Below are 16,890 nucleotides of genomic sequence, written 5' to 3' on the forward strand. Positions count from 1 at the left end.
GTTGGAGATCTCCTGGTTGGCCTTGGGTGGTTTACTTGCAGACGATGGTGACTTCGTCGTTGCCGTCGACGGGCTGCGGGGCGTAGTTCATGCTGAGCATCTGCACCCCGTCGCCATCGGCATACGTTGGGCTCTCGATGCCGATCGACGGCATGTTGATCTCGATGATTGAGCCGGCTTCCTTGCCGTGCACCAGCTTGAGGGGGCCGGTCTCGGCGTTCTGCGACTTTTCGAAGAAGTTGACGATATCCACGCCTGGGTCATCGATCGTGAACGAGCCGCTGGGCGAACGGCCGGTGATGGCGATGTCATTGGCACCGACCACCTTGCGCTGCTTGACGTCGCCGGCCTGGTCGAAGCTGAATTCGCTGAACGGACTGGCAGCGCCGAACACCTGGAGCTTCTCGGTGTTGACGGTATTCACGGCCAGGCCATCCACCCAACTGGTCAGGTCCACGGTAGGCAGCTCAGCCTTGGTCACCGGACTGATCAGCGCGTAGAGCGTGACCTTTAGCACCGGCATGTTCTCGGCGTTCAAGGTGAGCTGCGCCGTGCCGTGCGCGCCGCGCCCCTTGTGCAAGTTGCCGTCGATATGAGCGAAGAACACGCCGCTGTCTTCGTCCTCGCTGACCATCGCGTACGTGACGCTTTCTTCTCCCGGGGTAGAGGTATCGATCACCTCCGACCAGCCGCAGGTGCGCAATACTTTGCCCCAGGCCGGCGCCGTACCGACGTCGCCGGAAGGCGAGAGCTCAAACTCGATCTCGGCCTGGATGTGCTTCTCGCCCGGGGCCTTCGGCGAGTTGCCGTAGTAGGGGCGGATGAAACTACGCTCGATGTCGCTGCCGGAAAGCGGTGTCACATTGATGCTGCGCATCAGCAGGGCGTCAGTGGCGGCATCCGGGGTCGTGGAGCCGTCGTTGTACTGGCTCTCCAGGGCGAACAGCATCGCCCGGCGATTGGTTCTCATGCTCACGGTGTGGTCCTCCACCAATAGTCGGTCGACAGCACGTCGACCCAGAACAGGGCATGGTCGGCGAGCGCGAGCAGTTGCCCGCCATTCCAGTGAATTTCGATCTCGCCGCCCGGCGGCAGCCAGCCAATCAGGGCGCCCAGCGAGGGTTCACGCAGAGCGGTCAGCATGTCCGAGCCCTCGGGCAGCGCGGCCTGCCCGTGGCGTGGTACGGCCGAGACCAGCATCACTTCGGCGGTGACGCGATGCCTTGTGCCACCGACCTGGGGCTGTTGACGCACCCGGTCACGGCCCGCCACCAGCTGCAGCGATGGCAGCGCCTTGGCCTTCTTGGCGCTATCGACCGTCGCCGCCAGACTCACCGGCGTGCCTGTGTCCATCACGGCGGTGCAACGGTCACGCCAGGGCGCCAGGTCAAGCATCGTCGTCCTCGGTAGCCTTGGTGGCCGGCGGCTTCGGCCGGGCGTGGCGTTCGACGATGATGTCGGGATCCCGGCTGAGCGCCTTCATGGCACTGCCGCGATCGTCGACACTCAGGTAGGTCCACTCGCCGGTCAGGATTACGCCGCACACCTGCCGGCGCTGGCCGGGGCGTCGGGTTTTCGCCCGGATGTCGACCTGCTGACGTGGCGGCGACTTTGGGGTCGCGGTGGCTTTGGCACTGGGTTGCTTGGCCATGTCGAGGGTCTCCTCAGAATCCGCCGCCGGGCATCACAGGCGGCTTGCTGTCGAATTGCGCGCTAGCCTCCGGCGCGGTGGGCTCGTCATTGCTGCCGAGCATCACCTCGCCCCGAGCCACATCGCGCAGGAACTTGATGGCATGCTGATAGCGCGCGATCACCACCTCGGTTGCGTGCTCGTCGTACAGCCGGTAGCGGGCAATATCGGCCGCGTGGGCCGTCACGACCGACGGCACCGGGTTGAGCGGGGTGGTGTAACCCGCTGCCACCAGCCGGGCATCGATCTCGCCAGCGGCATCGGCGCAAGCACGCTCGACCGTGTCGGCATCAATGCCGCCCTGGCCGTCCGGGGCCAGCGCCTTGAGCTCCGCTTCGCCGAAGCGGGTCACGAGTTGCTGCTGATCGATGTAGGGCATGTCAGGCCTCGCCGTCGTCAGGCTCAGCTGGGACCGTGCACTCCTCGACCTCGAGGCCGGGGTCCTCCGTCAGCGCCGCGACCTGGTCATCGGTCAGGGCAGACAGGGCAATGCCGAATCCTTCGCGCGTGAAGCGGTGCCCGGCCCGCCGACGGCTCTTGATGCCACGCCGGGTGCGCACGAAGACCGCCGGGATCTCGTCGACACCATGTGCCTCGCGCTGCTGGTGTTCGTCGGCGGGCGGCAGTGCCGTTCCGCTGCCATCACCCGACACCAGGACCGGCTGTTGGGTGGCGGCGTTTGTCTGGTCTGCCTCGGGCGCCGGTGCGCTGCCATCGGCATGGGGCTGTGTGGCCTCGGCTTTCTCCTCAGTGCTTTGGGCCTTGCCCTGGGCGGCCTTGGCGGTCTTTCGGGTGGTCGTCTTCTGGGTCGCCATGGTGGTCTCCTGGTCAGGCCGCCGCCCGAGGGGGCGACGGCGCTGGCTATCGGTCAGGCGCTATCAGGCGCTGGCCAGCCAGGGGTTGAGGATCAACTCCGAGGTGTTGACCCACTCGTTGGTCTCGCCGCCGGTGGTCAACTGGTTCTGCAACACCTTGCGCGCTGCGCCCTCGAGGCCGTTGGACACCATGGTGTGGGTATGACGCAGCCCCAGCGGACGGCCGTAGTCGCCCTTGAGCGTGGTCAGGCGTTTGCGGGCGGACTCGTAGTTGGCGGCATCGAAGGGTTGTTTGGAGCGCACCACCAGTTGCCAGAGGCCAGGGCCGGCGTTGACCCGCGCATCGGTGCCGAACAGGAAGTCGTCGGTCATGAAGATCTTCGAATCCATCAGGTCGGTCAGGGCGCGGAAGTCGTAGTCGCGGCGGCGTTGGAACACCATCGGCTTGATGGCCCGTGAGCAGTCCATTACGTACCAGGCCGGGCCGCTACCACCCATGTCATTGGAGACCGAGGTCTCATTGCCAGCCTTGTCGAGTACTGGGTGGTCGGTGTCGAACAGGTTCTGGCCGTCATAGCAGAGCGGGTTGGCCTCCAGTACCTCCACCGCAAGCTCGTTGGGATGTTCGCGGGAGCTGCGGCCGAACTCCTCGAAGGTCGGGCCATAGATGCCGTAGGTGTCGTCCTCGATGCTGTCCCTGGGCACGCCGGCGGTCAGCTCGAACTTGCGGTTGCGGATCGAGAAGTCGCTGCCCTCGAGGCCGTGGATCACGCGGTCGCCGAGCCACTCGCGCATGCGTGGCAGGGTCTTCAGCCAGGGATAGACCTCCACGGCGGTAGTGCTGGGCACCGTGGTGCAGAACAGCTCATAGAGCGCACCCTGCTCGCCCAGGCTGTTAAAGCCCTGCTGGAAGTTGGTCTTGTAGGCCTTGAACAGGGCCTGCAGGTTGGCGGACGTGAGGTTCATGTCAGGCTCCTATCAAGCGGTGGGATCGAGCAGGACCCAGACGCCCTGGTCGTCGACGTCATCGACGATGCCAGCGGGCGATCGGGTACCGCTGCCATCGGTGGCGGCAACGGTCTGGTTGTCGACCAGGTAACAGGGCGTACCGATCTGAGTTCGCGCCACGGGGTCGCTGTCGTCATTGGCGAACTGGAAAAAACCGCGCTCGATCTCGGCGACCTGGTCGCCGTCACCGCCAGCGGCGTTATCCAGCTCGGCACTGAACACACCGAGCGTGATCAGGTCGGTGGTGGTACTGGCCGGCTCGGCGTAGCCACTGGCGTTCATCACGGCGATCGTGCCGGCCAGGCACAGTACGCCGGCAGCGGCGGGATGCCCTCGGCGATGGCCGGCGCGGGTGGGTGTATTGCGGTTCTTGGTTGCGGCAACCATGTCAGTTCTCCTTTACTGGCCGTCGGCCGGGTTGGCCTTGCGGTAGTCCTCGGGTGAGATTCCCATGCTCTTGCAGACCGCCAACTCCTGCTCGGAGAGCTCACCCGCCTGCTCATCCCCGTTGTCTTGGGGCGCCTTGCCGGCGGTTTGGGTACCGCCCTTGAGCGCGGCGAGGCTCGGGGCGTCCTCGAGGTGAGCCTTGAGCGCGGCTAGCCCCTGTTTCTTGAGCCAATCCGCCGTAGCCTTGCCGGCGATGCGCCCGTCCTTCAGGCCTTCATCGATCAAGCGGTCCATCTCCTGGTTCTCGCCAACCTGGGCGGCGGACAACGCGGCCACGGCCTCGTCATAGACGGCCTTGGGCACGTACTTCGCGGGATCCGGCTCGGCTACGGCCGGTTGGGCCTCGGCCTTGGACTTGAGCGCGGCGACCGCCTCGGAAGGCTTGTCGTCGTCCTTGAGGCTCAGTGTCTGGCGCACGCTGTCGGCATCGGCAGCCTTGGCCTTCAGCGCCGCGATGGCGCCGTCGATCTGCTCGTCGGTGGCGTCGGCCTTGAGGCCCAGCGCCTTGATCAGCTCTTCACGTTTCACGGTGGATTCCTCTTGCTCGGATGTAGCCGACGCCCGCCGGGCGGCCGCCAGTACGGCGTCGCCATCGCTGATAGCGGGGTTGTTGGTCAGGGACAGGTGCAGCAGGTCCTGCACGGCGCCCGTTTCGGCGTCGTACGGGAAGACGGGAGAGAGATAGCGATACTCCGGAGGTTCGCCCTCCGGGCCTGGCGTGATAGACGCCTTCGCGGCGGCGGTCCACTGGATACGACCGTAGAGCCCGTCGGTTCGCCACTCGAGCGATTGCGGAGCGACCCAGCCGGCCGCCGGGGCCGGCTGACCGTTGGTCTCACTGAGCAGCGTCTGATGCTCGTAGTCGACGACGAGATCGGTGTTGCGGTTGGCGGCCTGCTGGATGATCTGCCGTGCCTGAGCCTCATCGAGGCGCCAGGGGCCACCGCCCCGCATCGAGCCGCGCGGGGCATCGAACTGTCCGGCAGGGATCAACCGGGTCTTGTCGTCGCCGGCGCTGACGGCCAGGGCGCACACCGCCACCGGATGTTCCGGGCGGGATGCCGACAAGGCGGCCAGGGATGAGGTGGTGCGCGAAATGATCATGCCCGCATGATGGCGGGCATGGAGGGAGGGCTGGATTTAAAGTGGTTTGGGACTTTCTAACAGGTTACTCGTCACGCTCATCTTCAGTTGTACCGGGAGGAAGGTTTCTTGCTCCCTTGGCAGCCTCTTTCTCCTCCAGCTCCTTGTTTTTTATCGCTCTATCTAGAACCTCTGTGTATTTCTTGGAGAGGCATCCAGGAAGCAAAAAAGAACGAGAAAGTGCAAAGCTGGCTAGTGTTAGAAGCACAATTTCCGAATATCTCTGGTATCGATCCGGCCATCCCACATCCAGAGAGACCAGAAAAGCCAAGCCCAAGATGACCAGATAGGTATAAAACAAGTACCTATGACCAATGAGCTCATTTTTGATTTGTATCAGATGAAACCTGTCATGCCGCGAACTCTTCTTACCCAGCATCCTCTCGTCAGCAACCATTGCTATGACTGCAATGAGAAAACCTGCCAGTATCGAAAACACGGTCACAAGCGTATTCATTGCATCCGAATTCCCATGGAATTTAGGCTGCAGAAGAAACGCTACGCCAATGGATACTAGGAAGCATACACCCACTCCTAACAAACGCTTGGCTTTATGTTTCACCTTGGTATTGCTCATGTTCTCCACGTATCAAGATCAATGAGCTCTGCCCTGTAATCTTCGAGTTTTCCCCATACATCCAATGTGGGTAGGTCGTTACGCGCTCGTCGACGGTTCATCCTGAAGGTCTTCGACAGGGTCACGTCCATAGGTGTCACCCTGTTGTCTTCCTTCGTCACTAGCGTGATATCTAAGGATCCCGGAGCCTCGTCGAGCATATCAAGGCTCGCTTGCCGCATTGACTCGAGGATTACTGGCTCCGCACGCTTCCCACCCTTCGGCTTGAGGGTGGTTGTGACATTCATCTCGGCCCATTGATCAGCAGCAGCTTCTCTTTGCTCATCCGGCAGACTGCCAGCCAGCCAACCTTGGAAGTCGCCCGCGAGCCTGCCAAAAATGCTCCCAGCCTGTGTTTCATCTCTCGCAGGGGCATTGGTTGCCTGATACATAACACCAGAAAGCTCAATTTTTTTGACGCCTTCACGGGTGACAAGATCGACACTTCCCTGATCAGACTTAGGCTGGAGCTCGAAAGCTTGCTCACCAGGTGGCAAGGCAAACGCTTCGAATAGCTTGGCTAGATAGTAGCTAACAGAGCGATAGCCCTTCATAACACCGTCAGTGCAGACCAGAAGATCAAAGCCATCAATCAATACAAATGCATCAGAAGTCTTGAATGCACGCTGATTAGGCGGCTCCTCGGCTGTATCGACATCCGTGTCACTGGGCACGCCAATACCCATGGTGGCCATCCGCTCCCTTGCAGCGCCTGCGCCTATAGCCAATAGAATCGGATAGTTCGGATCCTGCCACCGGGCATTTTTCTCACGTATCGCGATTGTCCCGAGTGTCTGAGTCACAACCTCTGTGTCAGCGATATTAGGGCTTTGCGCCAAGATGCTTCTGACCATTTCCGAAAAGCTTCGCTGAGGTACCATGCCCTCATTGTATACGGCTCTGACGTAGTGAATCCGTTTGGTAGCAGTACGTCCCATTCGAGTTCCATGCGTAATAGAGGGATTATAAGTTTCGCCAATCATAAACCACGTACCCACATAGGTATATATGGCGATCTAACGCATGCCTAACGCCGCTTACCCCCTCTAGCCTGTGGTAGGGGTCTCCCCAAGCTTCCCAACGCCTCACAACGCCTCACAGGCGCCCGGTCAGATAATCACCGATGATCGACAGGATCTCGTCCTGGTCGTCTGCCGACACCCCCAGGAACGGGCGGCTGGGGATGTCGCCCCAGAGATGAGGGAACTCGGACTGTTCGCCACCATAGTGCTGCATGGCGGCGTAGATCATCGAACTGCCCCATTCGAGCGAGTCGTCGCTCGCCTCATAGCTGATCTGGCGGGCGAGCTGATTCGAGGCGCCCTCCAGGATGCGGTCGTGCCCCTTGCGCTCGACGGTCACCGGCGAGAGCGGCGCCCAGGGGGTACCGTCCGGCGCGTCCTTGTCGCGGAACCGCTCATGGGTGCTGGCCACCATCGCCTCGCCGATGACCTTCATCGCCGGGTGCAGCGCCTGGCTGCGCTCCTGCATGTCGTCGAGTGCACGCAATACCCGGTCGTTGTCGACGGTGATGGTCATGCTGACTCCTTGATAACGGGTGGGGATCGGCCCAAACTGAGAGCCACGAGTGCGAGAGACCAATATGCGCCTGGTGTACCCAGCGTGACGCGCTGATGAGGTATCTGGGGATGGCGTACCAGCCTCGCGCTCTGCTTACCGAAGGCGCTCCGCCTTGTTTCTTACCCGATCGGCTTCTGCCTCCCTGACCTTGAACAGCGTCAGGAAGTAATGCTTGCGACCATCCCGGGTGCGTTTGAGTGCTGCGCGGTACGTTACACCTTCCACCGTCAGGTAGATCAATCGGCCATCCTCGCCGTCACGCCGGTAAACCTCGCCTCGATCCAGCAGTTTCTGGACGCGGCGGTAGTCCGCTAGGCCGATCTCGGGATGACGCTTGATGTGCTCGGCCAGACTGGCCTGAGAGAGCAGAACCGTCGGCGAGTCGGCGCCGAGGATCTCGCGTTCAGCCGGTGGCACCACGGCAATCGGGAACTCGCCCGGCACGTCGCCGGCAAAGAAGCGAGCGAATAGATCACTGCCGACGAGTTCCTGCACATTGTGCCGGGCCACATTGGCTTCCAGGCTATCCAGTCGGTTCAGCCGAGCGGCGATCGCGGTCTCGGTGGCGCTCTTGCCTGGCGCGTAGTCCCACCCGGGTTGCACGCCCTTTGGCACCTCGGCCACTTCACCGGTGGCGTTGTTGACGTGCTCCACCATCTCGTCATCCGGCGCGGCGTCCGGGCCGTCCCGGCCGCTGCGCTCCAGTTGACGCCGGCTCATCGTCTCCACGCCGCAGTTGCAGCCCCAGCCGTTTGGCGGGTAGTGGCGCTCGAACCAGGGATCGCCGGCTGGTAGCACCAGGTTGTCCCAGCGCCGGTGCTGAACGCGCGGGTTCTCGACGGTGTTGTGCACATAGCGCCAATAGGGCCGTGCGCGCATGACGTCGGGATCGGTCATCTGTGCCCAGCGCCCTGCCATATAGCTGGTATCCATGTTGGTCTTGTAGATGACCCGTGTGCGCCAGGCGGTGCCGGCCTTGGAGCCTTCTCCCGTCCATCCGGTCCAGCCATGCCTGGCCACGGTCTCCCGGAACTGTTTCCGAAACTCGCCGAGGCTCTGGCCATTGGCGATGGCGTCGTCGACAGCCGAACGCAGATCGGCGACCAGATCCGCCTTGGTCGCGCTGGCCACAACGAAAGCGCGGTCGTGTTGATCCCGGGTGAGGTCATCCCAGCGCTCGGTAGGCAGATTCAGCTTCTGGCGAAAGAACGCGACCTGCTCATCGAACGATCGGCGAAAGGTGGCGTTAATCGGCGCCATCGCTCACCTCGTCGTCCACAGTGGAGCGGCCGGCGAGCTCGGCCGCCGTGAAGGCCTGGCTCATGATCTCCGTCAACTGGGTCTCGTCCAGGTCGCCATAACGCTCGATGAGCTGTTCCTGGAAGTCCTCGAGGCTCTCGGCGTCCTCGAGCAGCGCCTGGATATGATCGACCCAACCCTCGATGGTGGGCTGGGCCTGCTCGGATAGCTGACCCAGAGTCTCGTCGCGGTAGTACTCGGGCTGAGCCGGAGTCGGCGCCGCCGGAGACTCACGCAACGCGGCGAGTCCTGGCGGGCGGGCCGTCGCCTTGAGCATCGCCGGTCCCTGCTGAGACCGATTGCGGGGCGTCAGCACCTCGTCGTTGTCGCTGGCCACCGGGATACCGGTTTTTTCATGCAGCCACCACTGTGGGATACGTGCGCCCATGTCGACGAAGGTCGGCAACGTGGAGGCCAGCACCTTGAAGTCTTCGGTCTCGCCGAGGTCCAGATAAAAGCGCGGGGCGCGGCGACGCTGCTCGATGCCAAAGTTCATCGCCGCCATCGGCCAGAGCACGTAACGCTGAATGGCCCCGGCATACTGGCGCACATCGGAGCGGATCAGCGATTGCTGACCGCGCTCATGAACGTTGCCCAGGGCGTTGGTGTTGGTGCCTTCACCGGTGCCACTGGTCAGGGTGCCACCCAGAATTGCCTTGGCCTTGGCGCGCTCGCACCAGTCCATCATGGTCTTGTAGAGGTCGGCGCTGGTGCCCTTGCCGGCAGCCTCCTGAAAGTCGATGGCCATGCCCTCGGGTATGATGCCCCTGGCGTCCTTGCCCATGCTGACCACGGCGCGCATCAGGGTCGCTTTCTCCTTGTCGGTCGCATTCCTGGGGAACTTGCCCACCACACCGGGCAGGCCGTAGACCTCCAGCAGCTCGGCCAGGTCGCCCAGGGCATAGTTCTGGAACAGGTACGGCCAGGCCAGCATGCGATGCAGCCCCATGCGCGCCACGTAGCCCGCCTTGGCGCGGTGGCGGTGCTGAATCCAGCCTAGTGGCCAGAGTTCGGCGCCGGTGGCCGAGGCATCGCGCAGGGTAATGACGTTCTGGTCATGCGGGTGCAGGCGGAACCAACTGTGCGGCCGCAGGATCGGTTGCTCGATCAAGCGCATCGCGCCGTCGCGCGTCCAGGGCAACTCGAGGTTGGCCCAGCCATGGCCGATACCGGTACCGAGATCGAGAATCAGGTCCTCGACCTCGAGGCCGGCGAACACCTCGGCAGCCTGATCGGCGGCGCGCTTCTCCTGGGCGTTGGGGTTTTCCGGCGGCACGATCTGCCATTCGAGCTCGGCGGCAAGCTGGCGGCGTTTCCCCAGATCCGCGCCGATCTGGCTATCCTTTTCTTCCATGTCGTCGAAGAGTTCGGATTGTGCCTTGAGATGACCTTGCTCGGCTTCCTCGAGGATCTGGTAGAGCCGCGCCGGTGTCAGCCCCTTGCTGGGATGTTCGGCGAATTCGCGCTTCAGTTGGCCCACCCGAGCACCGCCGGCCCCGTTTTCGTCGTCCGTTTGCTGCTGCTCGAGCGCCTCACGGCCACCGCCGAACAGTCGGTTGATCATCCCCTTGATGGCTACCATGCACCACTCCCCCAAACACTGATGTCATCGTCCATATCGTCCGGGTCATCGTTCGCCGGGCCGTTCTTGGGTACGCGAATAAAGTCGATCTCGGTGCCATCCAGATCGGCCGCGTGATCGGCCAGTACGCAGGCCATCGCGCCGTCACCGTGGCGTTGACCGCTGGTCTTGCCTTCCGGCAGTCGGGCCACACCACGCACCAGCTTGAACGCGCGATGGTCTTCCACCAGATCATCGTTCTGGGGCAGTGTGATGGTGCCGTCCTCGAAACGCGCCTTGTAGCGAGGCATGCGCTCTCGATACCAGTTCTCGGTGGCCTGCACCTGGTCGACGATCGAGCCCCACTCATCCTGGGCCGTCTCGCCGATGTAGGCGCCGTTACCCCGGCTGTCGATCGCCACGCCGCTAAGCCGAGGCAGGTTATTGCCGATGGCGAACAGCACTTGCTCTTGTTGCTTAAACGGGACGTTGTGCATCTCCATCAGGAACGGCACCGAGCGGTGCAACGTCTCGCCGATCTCCAGGGGGGCGATTACCGATAGATCACCAGAACGGGCGAAGTCCTGGCCCAGGGCGTGGCGGCGCTGTGGGTTGAGCTTGGCCAGTAGCGGCTTGAGGTGCTCGCGGATCCAGTCCTCCATCTCGGCGGCGCGGGCCGGCTCCGGCAGCGCGTTGTACGCTTTGGTGCCGTCGAAACGCAGTACCGGTGCCGAGGCCATGCAGGCCTCGATCATCACGCGGGTCAGGTAGGCGCCGCCGCCCTGGGCGGGGATGCAAAACAGCTCTTCGTCCTGGTTGGGCTTGTAGCGGTTGATCATCTGCTGCCGCCACTGCGCCTCGCCCTCGCGGCTCCATACCTGGCCGGTGACCTGACAGATGCGCCGATAGAGCCCGTCAGCCAGGGCCTCGTCGAAGTCGACGCGGTGCAGGCTGTAGTCGTAACGGCCAGCGCGGATGTCGTTGATCAGCTCGTTGAACGGGTTATCCTCGCCGTTGTGCGTGCTGATGATGCGGATCTGCCCGCCCCAGATGGTCATGGCCATGGCGGCCTTGAGCAGCTCCTGGATGTCGTCGACGAAGGCCGCCTCGTCGATCACCAGCCGCTCGCCGGGGCGCCCCTTGGAGCGCAGGTTGCGCGGGTTGGAGGTGAAGGCCTGGATCTGGTGTCCGGAGTCGAACTTGATGGTGTAGGTCAGCACCTGACGCTCGTCGACCTCGATCACCGACTCGTCGATCTGGCTGGCCGCCATCTGGTAGGCCTTGGCCCAGCCGGCACAATCCTGGATGAAGCCCTGGGTCATCTCTTTGTTGTAGGAGATGTAGTAGACGTTGGCACCCTCACTCGATGCTGCATAGAGCACGTCGTCTGCCGCCTCGGCGTAGGACAGGCCGATCCGGCGACTCTTCTCGATCACCTTGACCGGACTGGCATCGGCCACCCATTCCCGCTGGTAGCCGAGTAGCACGCTCTGGTCGCGGTTCACGCTCACGCCAGGCCCTCCAGGATCGCCGCGCGCAATGCCGCGACGCCGTCGTTGGAGAGGCCTTGTGCGCGGGCGGCATTCTCGGCGCTCTCGGCAGCCTCTTCGGCGGCACGTTCGCGCTCCTGACGGCGGATCTCGGCTTCACGCTTCACGTTCTCGCTGGACGCCTTCTCCAAGCGGGTCACCGAGAGCGACAGTTCCTTGACCATCTCGATCACGGCCGGCATCGATTCCTCGGTGAGCTCGCCCTCCTGGAGCTTCAGTGCCAGATCGAATGCCATCGACCGCAGCATCTCGTTGACCAGGTGGCCCATCTGCCCCTGGGGCTGGGCGCCGAGCTTGGCGATCCACATCTCGGCGACTTCGCGGGACTGGCGCAACTTCTCGCCCACTTCATTCATGCGTACGGCGTAGCGATTGACGGCGCTCTTGCTGAGCCGTTCATCATGACCTTCCGCCTCGAGCAACTCGTTGATCCGCTCAGTGGTCTCCAGCTGGGTGACGCGCGGGTCGCGCAGCAGGGCTTGGAGATTTTCCCGGATGTCGTCGGGCAGGCGATCGATGGTACTGGAACGGGCCATCATCAGCCCTCCAAGCGCGGGCGCGCCACGCCGGGAACACGCGTTGCTCCAGTGGCCACATCCTGACCGCGAGCGGTGAGGCGAGCTACTTGCACATTGCCGGCGTCACTGACGGTGATCAGTCCCTGCTCGGTCAGCCAGGCCAGTTCAGTGCGCAAGGCGTCGCGCGAGACCTGATGGCCGAAGGTGCCCAGCACGCTGCGCAGGACCCCCTCGTTGTGGCTGTAGCCCGGATCTTCCTCCAGGGTCTGCAACACGATCAGCCGCTGATCGGCGGCGGTAACATCTCGGAAGCTCATCAGTCCCCTCGCTTGTCATTCAACAGGTGTTCATGGATCAGGCCGAGCTGGCGGTTGGTGGCCTGGAACTCGCCCGCCAGGCGTTCCATCGTTTCGGTCGCGTTGGTCACCCGCTTGTGCAGAATGGCCAGATCGCCGTGAGTGGGCGCCTGGGCCTGCCGGTTCTCCAGCACGTCCACCCGCCGCTCGATGCTGATGACGTGGTTGCGCACTTCTTCGATGGCCTGCGAATTGGCCTTGCTGCGATGGGTGATATGCGTGTAAATGCCAAGCGCCACCAAGCCGACCAGCTGTAGCAGGTCGATCCAGAACTTGCCTTGGCTGTAGTCGAACCCGTCCATGCGTTCCCCTTAGCCGGCGATCCGCGTGGCGATGGCATCCATAAAGCTCGCCGGCCGCTGCCCAGCTGCCACTTGTTTGTCACGGGAGCGCTCGCGGACATTGATCCCGAGCACTGCCAAGGCGATCCCCCAGAGTCCAAGCAGCGCAGACAGCACCGCCCCCAGCGCCCCGACGACTGCCGCCAGTTCACCGGGGGTACGAAACGCCACCACTCCGAGGATGACGGTGAAGCCAGTCATCTGGATAAACCAGGCAGCAGCGGTCAGATAGCCATAGGTCGGTCGCCAGCGCCTCACGTAGGCGTCGTTGCTGGCCGCTTCGGCACGCATGGTGCGGTTGATCTCGCCCAGCCGCGCCGTCTGTGCCTCCAGACTCATGCGCGTCAGCTCGCGCTCGTGCTCGGCTTCCAGCTGCTGCAGCTTGGTGGTGGCCTCGGGATCGATCTTCAGTTCGTCCTTGATGGCTTCGTGATCGGCATCGGTACCCAGGGCCTTGGCGATCATGCCGATGGCGGCGCCGGTGGCCGGGGTGCCGATCAGCGAGCCGAGCAGCGGCGCGCCTTTGGAGACGATGCCGGCGAGCGCCTCGGTGTCGAGATCGATATTATCGAGCAGGTCCATCGCTCAGCCCTCCCAGCGCGCCGGGCCGTCCGAGCGCGTGTCGATATGCGTGAAATTTGCATAACGCCCCAGGCTGGCGGCCGGGAAGCGCTCGGCGACCCAGTCGTATACCAGCCCGGGGTCGACGCCCTGCACCTGAATGTCCGCCGCTCGAGCCAGCTTGTGCTGGCTGTGGGAGGCGCCACCCACCTGACGGTTGTAGTCCGGGCAGCGGCAACCGCTCGTCACGATCACCGGGGCATTGAACTCCTCGCGGATGGCCTCGAGGATCTCGAGGGTGTGCGTGTCCACGGTGTCGAAGCCACAGCCGCACCGGCATGCGAATTCACGACGATGGAAGTGGGGTGAGATCTGCATTAGTCGGCTCCCAGGTGGCGTTGCAGTCGGTTGGCGAGATCGCGATAGCGCGTCATGTCTGCGACATCCCCGGCCAGGCGGGCCGTGCTCAAGCGCTCGGTCAGCACGCCGGCCAGGTCACACAGCAAGGCGGCCAGCTCGGGCTGGCACTCGGGGTCGATCCGCTCGGGGGCGGGCAGCGAGTCGGCGGGCGTTTCAGGCTCGGGCGGAGGCGTGGGTGAAGGTACAGATGAAGACGCCGCCGGTTTCGGCGGTACCGGGGGCGTGGGTGCTGGCTCACGCCGAGCCGGCGGCAACTGGCGGGCTCGCTGCCCGGCCTCGGTCAGCATGAGGCCATTGCCGCGAATCGCATCCCGGGTGTGCTGAATGAGCCCCTCGGTGTGCAGTGTGATCAACAACGCCTCGACGGCGTTGCGGTCGGCCTCGGTGCGGCAGTTACTGGCGATCGGCACCAGTCGAGGCGGCATCGGCCCGCGCCGGGCACGGGTCTCCTCGGCGATCGCGGTCAGTACGGTGTGGCGTAGCGAGCCCATGTCACACCTCCGGCCAATGGCCGAGGCGCAGCGGGTCGCGGTGATGGCGGCTATGGGGCAGCATGGTGGCCTCGCCTGAAAGTGAAAGCATCAGCAAAATGCGTCGAGGCTTTCAGGCTAGGCGGAAGGCGGGATGGCCCGGGAATCAAGCATTTTACGAAAATGCCCCGCTCAACGGCGGGGCATGAAGCAGACCAGTCGCTACCGCATGAACCTTACCAGTGACACGCTTCCCGAAGGGGCTGGATCGCGTCTTCCAAGCCAGTGATGGGGAACTGAGTAGTAATTGGTGACTGACTATAGGGCGTTGCTCGTACGGTTAGCGTGTCATGACCAAACATTCGCTTGATAACGGGGATCGAGTTACCGCCGTTCCACAAGCCCAAAGCCTTATTGTCCGTCGATTCGCTCAAGCGCATAGTGCGGGCTTTCTGGTCATCGATACGCAGTGTCACCTTGCCGTATTGGTTGAGATCCGCCATATGATGGTCGGCGAACTGGAAGATCATTGATGTCGTGTTCTCAACACAACGGATCCAGAGCTGTGCATCTCGCTTCCGCCCTAAACGATCACGGATGGGCTCTTTGGAATCGGAACGTAAATAGACCGAAACAGAATCATCTATGGGAGAAGTTTTGGTGTTAACCATCCAGCTTGATGTGTTTGTTACAGTGCTGCTGGAGCGATATTCCGCATCGTAACAAGCGAGGCGGCGCTCATCGTTGGAGATATCGGTACAGTCTTCTGCTGCGCTGGCAGTGCTCGCTGCCAGCCCCAAAATGATCCCTGCGAAAATTCTCATACAGTTTTCCTATTATTGACTACGGGATGGTTGCGCTGCGCGTGCCAACAAGGGGGGCTATGAACGGCACGTCTCGTCCCACTCGCTTTCGAAGCTCTCTCCCCACTGAGATTCGAGACGGACAAGGCCGCCATCGTACTCGCTGATGAAGTGTTCATATCCAGCGTAGGCGCCAAATCCGTTCTTGCCGTTGACCTCACCGCATACGGCGGCGCTACCGCTGGGCCCAACGACTTCCAGGTTTCTAAACTTTGCTGAATCTGGATCCCGCAACCTCTCCGAGACGGCCTCTTTCGCTTTGCGCTTCAGGTGCCACTCATTGATATCACAGCCGGCAATAGCCAGCCCCATGGTAGCCACCACCGTGGCCTTCGCGATGTGTTTCATAAGTCGTTCCCTTGCGCGTTCATCCTTAAAACAGTTCTGGCTGCATGCGGGCACGCGCCAGCTTTCGTTGTTCGGCGAGGATCGAGTATATCTGAACCTCGGTCAGCCGTGCCCACGCCGCCAACTCGCTGACGTTGGTGCCATCGAAGCGTTCCCAGATCGCACGGTCGCGAAGGGCGCGCTCCAACTGATGGCCCTGGGGCACATAGAGGCTCCGGCCACCACCGTACTGCGCCAAGGCCCGCACGGCGCGAAAGGCACGATCTCTTGCCGTCGTCTCGTCATCGCCCGCTCGACGCAGTGCGGCGGTAATCACCGTCAGCATGTCGGAAAGCCCCTGGGGCCACTTGCGCAGGATCTCGGGATCCTGCATGCGCTCCAAGGCATCCGCGGGAACGTCGAAGCCCAGATCGAGGTTGTCCAGCTTGTCAGACATCGTCGGGGTACCTCCCTTGCCGCTTGGCGTCGATGATCATGGCCTGCATCAGCTTTTGCAGCTGGCCATCGTCGAGCCAGTCGACGCGCTCGACATGGAACATGTGCCTCGCCATGCCGTCGGCATACGCCCAGGAGCGTTCGGCATGCGCCAACATCGCTTCGATCTTGGCCATGACCCTGGCCCGGCCACGCGGTGGGCGCGGCGCCTTGCGGCCCGCTTTCTTCGCCGGCCTGGGCTGCCAGCCCAGGCGCTGGAACTCATGCAACACCGCGCCAACATTGCGGTTCGTGAGCTGTTTGGCACTGCTCACGCCAGCGGTGCGGGCGAGGATCGCGCGGTAGTCCTCATCGCTGAGGCCGAGTTGACTCTTGGCGACATGGATCTGGGCGAGTTTGCCACGGGAAATCATGATGCCGCCTCCTGGAGCGACTTCAGCCGGGCCTCTGCCTCATCAGCATCCAGCAGTCGAATGACGCCGTTGTTCGCGACCAGGTGGCGGCGCAAGGAGACCGGCGACTCCCACCAGGGATGGCGGTGGCTATTCTTCTTCTCGGCCTCCTTCTTGCCAAGAACCCGCTTGGCGAGGCGCTTGTCCTTACCGCGATAGACGCTGCGGGTGCGCTCTTGAAAGAAGCGCCGGCCAATCTCGGTGGGCTCGTTGCCGGCCAGGCCCAGCCAGTTCATATCCAACTGGCCGTCGACGTACACGACGATGCCCAGGCGCAGCTTGCTGACGCGCTCTAGCATCAGTCTCACCAGATAGCCGTCGATGTCGAAATAGACAGGGTGATACAGGCGCATCACGTCCGCCTCGATTTTCTTCCACTGCTCGGCGCTGGGTTGTCGAGTTGTCATGCTGACCTC

25 protein-coding genes are annotated in these 16,890 nt (G+C 63.0%); all 25 read right to left on the reverse strand.

Annotation, left to right across the window (positions count from 1 at the left end):
* Positions 1-31: 31 nt before the first annotated feature.
* The 25 genes from FZZ93_RS02410 to FZZ93_RS02530 all read right to left on the reverse strand — a co-directional run bounded on the left by FZZ93_RS02410 (position 32) and on the right by FZZ93_RS02530 (position 16,881).
* On the reverse strand, positions 32-970 hold the full coding sequence (locus tag FZZ93_RS02410; protein WP_342780080.1) for a phage tail tube protein: 939 nt from the start codon (positions 968-970) through the stop codon (positions 32-34).
* 2 nt (positions 971-972) lie between these two features.
* Positions 973-1,395, reverse strand: a complete 423-nt coding sequence (locus FZZ93_RS02415) for a phage tail terminator protein (RefSeq protein ID WP_149320727.1) — start codon at positions 1,393-1,395, stop codon at positions 973-975.
* The gene (locus FZZ93_RS02420) at positions 1,388-1,651 is read right to left on the reverse strand and encodes a hypothetical protein (protein WP_149320728.1); all 264 of its coding nucleotides are present in this window, start codon (positions 1,649-1,651) and stop codon (positions 1,388-1,390) included. Before FZZ93_RS02420 ends, FZZ93_RS02415 begins: the two co-directional genes overlap by 8 nt.
* A gap of 13 nt (positions 1,652-1,664) precedes the next feature.
* Positions 1,665-2,069 carry a gp436 family protein gene (locus FZZ93_RS02425; protein ID WP_149320729.1) on the reverse strand — a complete coding sequence of 135 codons (405 nt, stop codon included), beginning with the start codon at positions 2,067-2,069 and terminating at the stop codon, positions 1,665-1,667.
* A 1-nt stretch (position 2,070) separates the two neighbouring features.
* On the reverse strand, positions 2,071-2,505 hold the full coding sequence (locus tag FZZ93_RS18285; RefSeq protein ID WP_187774439.1) for a hypothetical protein: 435 nt from the start codon (positions 2,503-2,505) through the stop codon (positions 2,071-2,073).
* A gap of 63 nt (positions 2,506-2,568) precedes the next feature.
* Positions 2,569-3,471, reverse strand: coding sequence for a Mu-like prophage major head subunit gpT family protein (locus tag FZZ93_RS02435; RefSeq protein WP_149320730.1), 903 nt, complete (start codon positions 3,469-3,471; stop codon positions 2,569-2,571).
* 12 nt (positions 3,472-3,483) lie between these two features.
* Positions 3,484-3,900, reverse strand: coding sequence for a hypothetical protein (locus FZZ93_RS02440; RefSeq protein ID WP_149320731.1), 417 nt, complete (start codon positions 3,898-3,900; stop codon positions 3,484-3,486).
* A gap of 12 nt (positions 3,901-3,912) precedes the next feature.
* Positions 3,913-5,064 (reverse strand): phage protease, encoded by a 1,152-nt coding sequence (locus tag FZZ93_RS02445; RefSeq protein ID WP_149320732.1) that lies wholly within the window; start codon positions 5,062-5,064, stop codon positions 3,913-3,915.
* 64 nt (positions 5,065-5,128) lie between these two features.
* Complete coding sequence (locus FZZ93_RS02450) at positions 5,129-5,680, reverse strand: hypothetical protein (protein WP_149320733.1); 552 nt, start codon at positions 5,678-5,680, stop codon at positions 5,129-5,131.
* Positions 5,677-6,657, reverse strand: a complete 981-nt coding sequence (locus FZZ93_RS02455; RefSeq protein WP_149320734.1) for a hypothetical protein — start codon at positions 6,655-6,657, stop codon at positions 5,677-5,679. Before FZZ93_RS02455 ends, FZZ93_RS02450 begins: the two co-directional genes overlap by 4 nt.
* 157 nt (positions 6,658-6,814) lie before the next feature.
* Positions 6,815-7,258: a phage virion morphogenesis protein gene (locus FZZ93_RS02460; RefSeq protein ID WP_149320735.1), complete on the reverse strand. Its 444-nt coding sequence runs from the start codon at positions 7,256-7,258 to the stop codon at positions 6,815-6,817.
* Between the two features lie 135 nt (positions 7,259-7,393).
* On the reverse strand, positions 7,394-8,560 hold the full coding sequence (locus FZZ93_RS02465; protein WP_149320736.1) for a phage head morphogenesis protein: 1,167 nt from the start codon (positions 8,558-8,560) through the stop codon (positions 7,394-7,396).
* Positions 8,547-10,181: a DUF935 domain-containing protein gene (locus FZZ93_RS02470; protein WP_149320737.1), complete on the reverse strand. Its 1,635-nt coding sequence runs from the start codon at positions 10,179-10,181 to the stop codon at positions 8,547-8,549. The genes FZZ93_RS02465 and FZZ93_RS02470 overlap by 14 nt, the downstream gene beginning before the upstream one ends.
* On the reverse strand, positions 10,175-11,671 hold the full coding sequence (locus FZZ93_RS02475; RefSeq protein WP_149320738.1) for a terminase large subunit domain-containing protein: 1,497 nt from the start codon (positions 11,669-11,671) through the stop codon (positions 10,175-10,177). The genes FZZ93_RS02470 and FZZ93_RS02475 overlap by 7 nt, the downstream gene beginning before the upstream one ends.
* Positions 11,668-12,249 carry a DUF3486 family protein gene (locus FZZ93_RS02480; RefSeq protein ID WP_246146070.1) on the reverse strand — a complete coding sequence of 194 codons (582 nt, stop codon included), beginning with the start codon at positions 12,247-12,249 and terminating at the stop codon, positions 11,668-11,670. The genes FZZ93_RS02475 and FZZ93_RS02480 overlap by 4 nt, the downstream gene beginning before the upstream one ends.
* Positions 12,249-12,545, reverse strand: coding sequence for a VpaChn25_0724 family phage protein (locus tag FZZ93_RS02485; RefSeq protein ID WP_149320739.1), 297 nt, complete (start codon positions 12,543-12,545; stop codon positions 12,249-12,251). Before FZZ93_RS02485 ends, FZZ93_RS02480 begins: the two co-directional genes overlap by 1 nt.
* Positions 12,545-12,886: a DUF2730 family protein gene (locus FZZ93_RS02490; RefSeq protein ID WP_149320740.1), complete on the reverse strand. Its 342-nt coding sequence runs from the start codon at positions 12,884-12,886 to the stop codon at positions 12,545-12,547. Before FZZ93_RS02490 ends, FZZ93_RS02485 begins: the two co-directional genes overlap by 1 nt.
* 9 nt (positions 12,887-12,895) lie before the next feature.
* A complete protein-coding gene (locus FZZ93_RS02495; protein ID WP_149320741.1) occupies positions 12,896-13,507 on the reverse strand; it encodes a 3TM-type holin in 612 nt (203 codons plus the stop codon).
* A 3-nt stretch (positions 13,508-13,510) separates the two neighbouring features.
* Entirely contained in the window at positions 13,511-13,864 is a 354-nt protein-coding gene (locus FZZ93_RS02500; RefSeq protein ID WP_149320742.1) for a YcbK family protein, read from the reverse strand.
* Positions 13,864-14,397, reverse strand: coding sequence for a hypothetical protein (locus FZZ93_RS02505; protein WP_149320743.1), 534 nt, complete (start codon positions 14,395-14,397; stop codon positions 13,864-13,866). Before FZZ93_RS02505 ends, FZZ93_RS02500 begins: the two co-directional genes overlap by 1 nt.
* Before the next feature lie 215 nt (positions 14,398-14,612).
* Complete coding sequence (locus FZZ93_RS02510) at positions 14,613-15,200, reverse strand: type VI secretion system-associated protein TagO (RefSeq protein WP_149320744.1); 588 nt, start codon at positions 15,198-15,200, stop codon at positions 14,613-14,615.
* Positions 15,201-15,257: 57 nt separating this feature from the next.
* Positions 15,258-15,587 (reverse strand): hypothetical protein, encoded by a 330-nt coding sequence (locus tag FZZ93_RS02515; protein WP_149320745.1) that lies wholly within the window; start codon positions 15,585-15,587, stop codon positions 15,258-15,260.
* Positions 15,588-15,612: 25 nt separating this feature from the next.
* A complete protein-coding gene (locus tag FZZ93_RS02520; RefSeq protein WP_149320746.1) occupies positions 15,613-16,023 on the reverse strand; it encodes a Mor transcription activator family protein in 411 nt (136 codons plus the stop codon).
* Positions 16,016-16,435, reverse strand: a complete 420-nt coding sequence (locus FZZ93_RS02525) for a gp16 family protein (protein ID WP_149320747.1) — start codon at positions 16,433-16,435, stop codon at positions 16,016-16,018. The genes FZZ93_RS02520 and FZZ93_RS02525 overlap by 8 nt, the downstream gene beginning before the upstream one ends.
* Positions 16,432-16,881: a hypothetical protein gene (locus FZZ93_RS02530; RefSeq protein ID WP_149320748.1), complete on the reverse strand. Its 450-nt coding sequence runs from the start codon at positions 16,879-16,881 to the stop codon at positions 16,432-16,434. Before FZZ93_RS02530 ends, FZZ93_RS02525 begins: the two co-directional genes overlap by 4 nt.
* Between the last annotated feature and the right edge of the window lie 9 nt (positions 16,882-16,890).

The sequence above is a fragment of the Halomonas eurihalina genome (genome assembly GCF_008274785.1).
GTDB classification, from domain to species: domain Bacteria; phylum Pseudomonadota; class Gammaproteobacteria; order Pseudomonadales; family Halomonadaceae; genus Halomonas; species Halomonas eurihalina.

Bases quoted from the DNA above. Each gene is read 5' to 3' on its own strand.
- FZZ93_RS02410 (WP_342780080.1), bottom strand. From the start codon at position 970: ATGAGAACCAATCGCCGGGCGATGCTGTTCGCCCTGGAGAGCCAGTAC.
- FZZ93_RS02415 (WP_149320727.1), bottom strand. From the start codon at position 1,395: ATGCTTGACCTGGCGCCCTGGCGTGACCGTTGCACCGCCGTGATGGAC.
- FZZ93_RS02420 (WP_149320728.1), bottom strand. From the start codon at position 1,651: ATGGCCAAGCAACCCAGTGCCAAAGCCACCGCGACCCCAAAGTCGCCG.
- FZZ93_RS02425 (WP_149320729.1), bottom strand. From the start codon at position 2,069: ATGCCCTACATCGATCAGCAGCAACTCGTGACCCGCTTCGGCGAAGCG.
- FZZ93_RS18285 (WP_187774439.1), bottom strand. From the start codon at position 2,505: ATGGCGACCCAGAAGACGACCACCCGAAAGACCGCCAAGGCCGCCCAG.
- FZZ93_RS02435 (WP_149320730.1), bottom strand. From the start codon at position 3,471: ATGAACCTCACGTCCGCCAACCTGCAGGCCCTGTTCAAGGCCTACAAG.
- FZZ93_RS02440 (WP_149320731.1), bottom strand. From the start codon at position 3,900: ATGGTTGCCGCAACCAAGAACCGCAATACACCCACCCGCGCCGGCCAT.
- FZZ93_RS02445 (WP_149320732.1), bottom strand. From the start codon at position 5,064: ATGATCATTTCGCGCACCACCTCATCCCTGGCCGCCTTGTCGGCATCC.
- FZZ93_RS02450 (WP_149320733.1), bottom strand. From the start codon at position 5,680: ATGAGCAATACCAAGGTGAAACATAAAGCCAAGCGTTTGTTAGGAGTG.
- FZZ93_RS02455 (WP_149320734.1), bottom strand. From the start codon at position 6,657: ATGGGACGTACTGCTACCAAACGGATTCACTACGTCAGAGCCGTATAC.
- FZZ93_RS02460 (WP_149320735.1), bottom strand. From the start codon at position 7,258: ATGACCATCACCGTCGACAACGACCGGGTATTGCGTGCACTCGACGAC.
- FZZ93_RS02465 (WP_149320736.1), bottom strand. From the start codon at position 8,560: ATGGCGCCGATTAACGCCACCTTTCGCCGATCGTTCGATGAGCAGGTC.
- FZZ93_RS02470 (WP_149320737.1), bottom strand. From the start codon at position 10,181: ATGGTAGCCATCAAGGGGATGATCAACCGACTGTTCGGCGGTGGCCGT.
- FZZ93_RS02480 (WP_246146070.1), bottom strand. From the start codon at position 12,249: ATGATGGCCCGTTCCAGTACCATCGATCGCCTGCCCGACGACATCCGG.
- FZZ93_RS02485 (WP_149320739.1), bottom strand. From the start codon at position 12,545: ATGAGCTTCCGAGATGTTACCGCCGCCGATCAGCGGCTGATCGTGTTG.
- FZZ93_RS02490 (WP_149320740.1), bottom strand. From the start codon at position 12,886: ATGGACGGGTTCGACTACAGCCAAGGCAAGTTCTGGATCGACCTGCTA.
- FZZ93_RS02495 (WP_149320741.1), bottom strand. From the start codon at position 13,507: ATGGACCTGCTCGATAATATCGATCTCGACACCGAGGCGCTCGCCGGC.
- FZZ93_RS02500 (WP_149320742.1), bottom strand. From the start codon at position 13,864: ATGCAGATCTCACCCCACTTCCATCGTCGTGAATTCGCATGCCGGTGC.
- FZZ93_RS02505 (WP_149320743.1), bottom strand. From the start codon at position 14,397: ATGGGCTCGCTACGCCACACCGTACTGACCGCGATCGCCGAGGAGACC.
- FZZ93_RS02510 (WP_149320744.1), bottom strand. From the start codon at position 15,200: ATGAGAATTTTCGCAGGGATCATTTTGGGGCTGGCAGCGAGCACTGCC.
- FZZ93_RS02515 (WP_149320745.1), bottom strand. From the start codon at position 15,587: ATGAAACACATCGCGAAGGCCACGGTGGTGGCTACCATGGGGCTGGCT.
- FZZ93_RS02520 (WP_149320746.1), bottom strand. From the start codon at position 16,023: ATGTCTGACAAGCTGGACAACCTCGATCTGGGCTTCGACGTTCCCGCG.
- FZZ93_RS02525 (WP_149320747.1), bottom strand. From the start codon at position 16,435: ATGATTTCCCGTGGCAAACTCGCCCAGATCCATGTCGCCAAGAGTCAA.
- FZZ93_RS02530 (WP_149320748.1), bottom strand. From the start codon at position 16,881: ATGACAACTCGACAACCCAGCGCCGAGCAGTGGAAGAAAATCGAGGCG.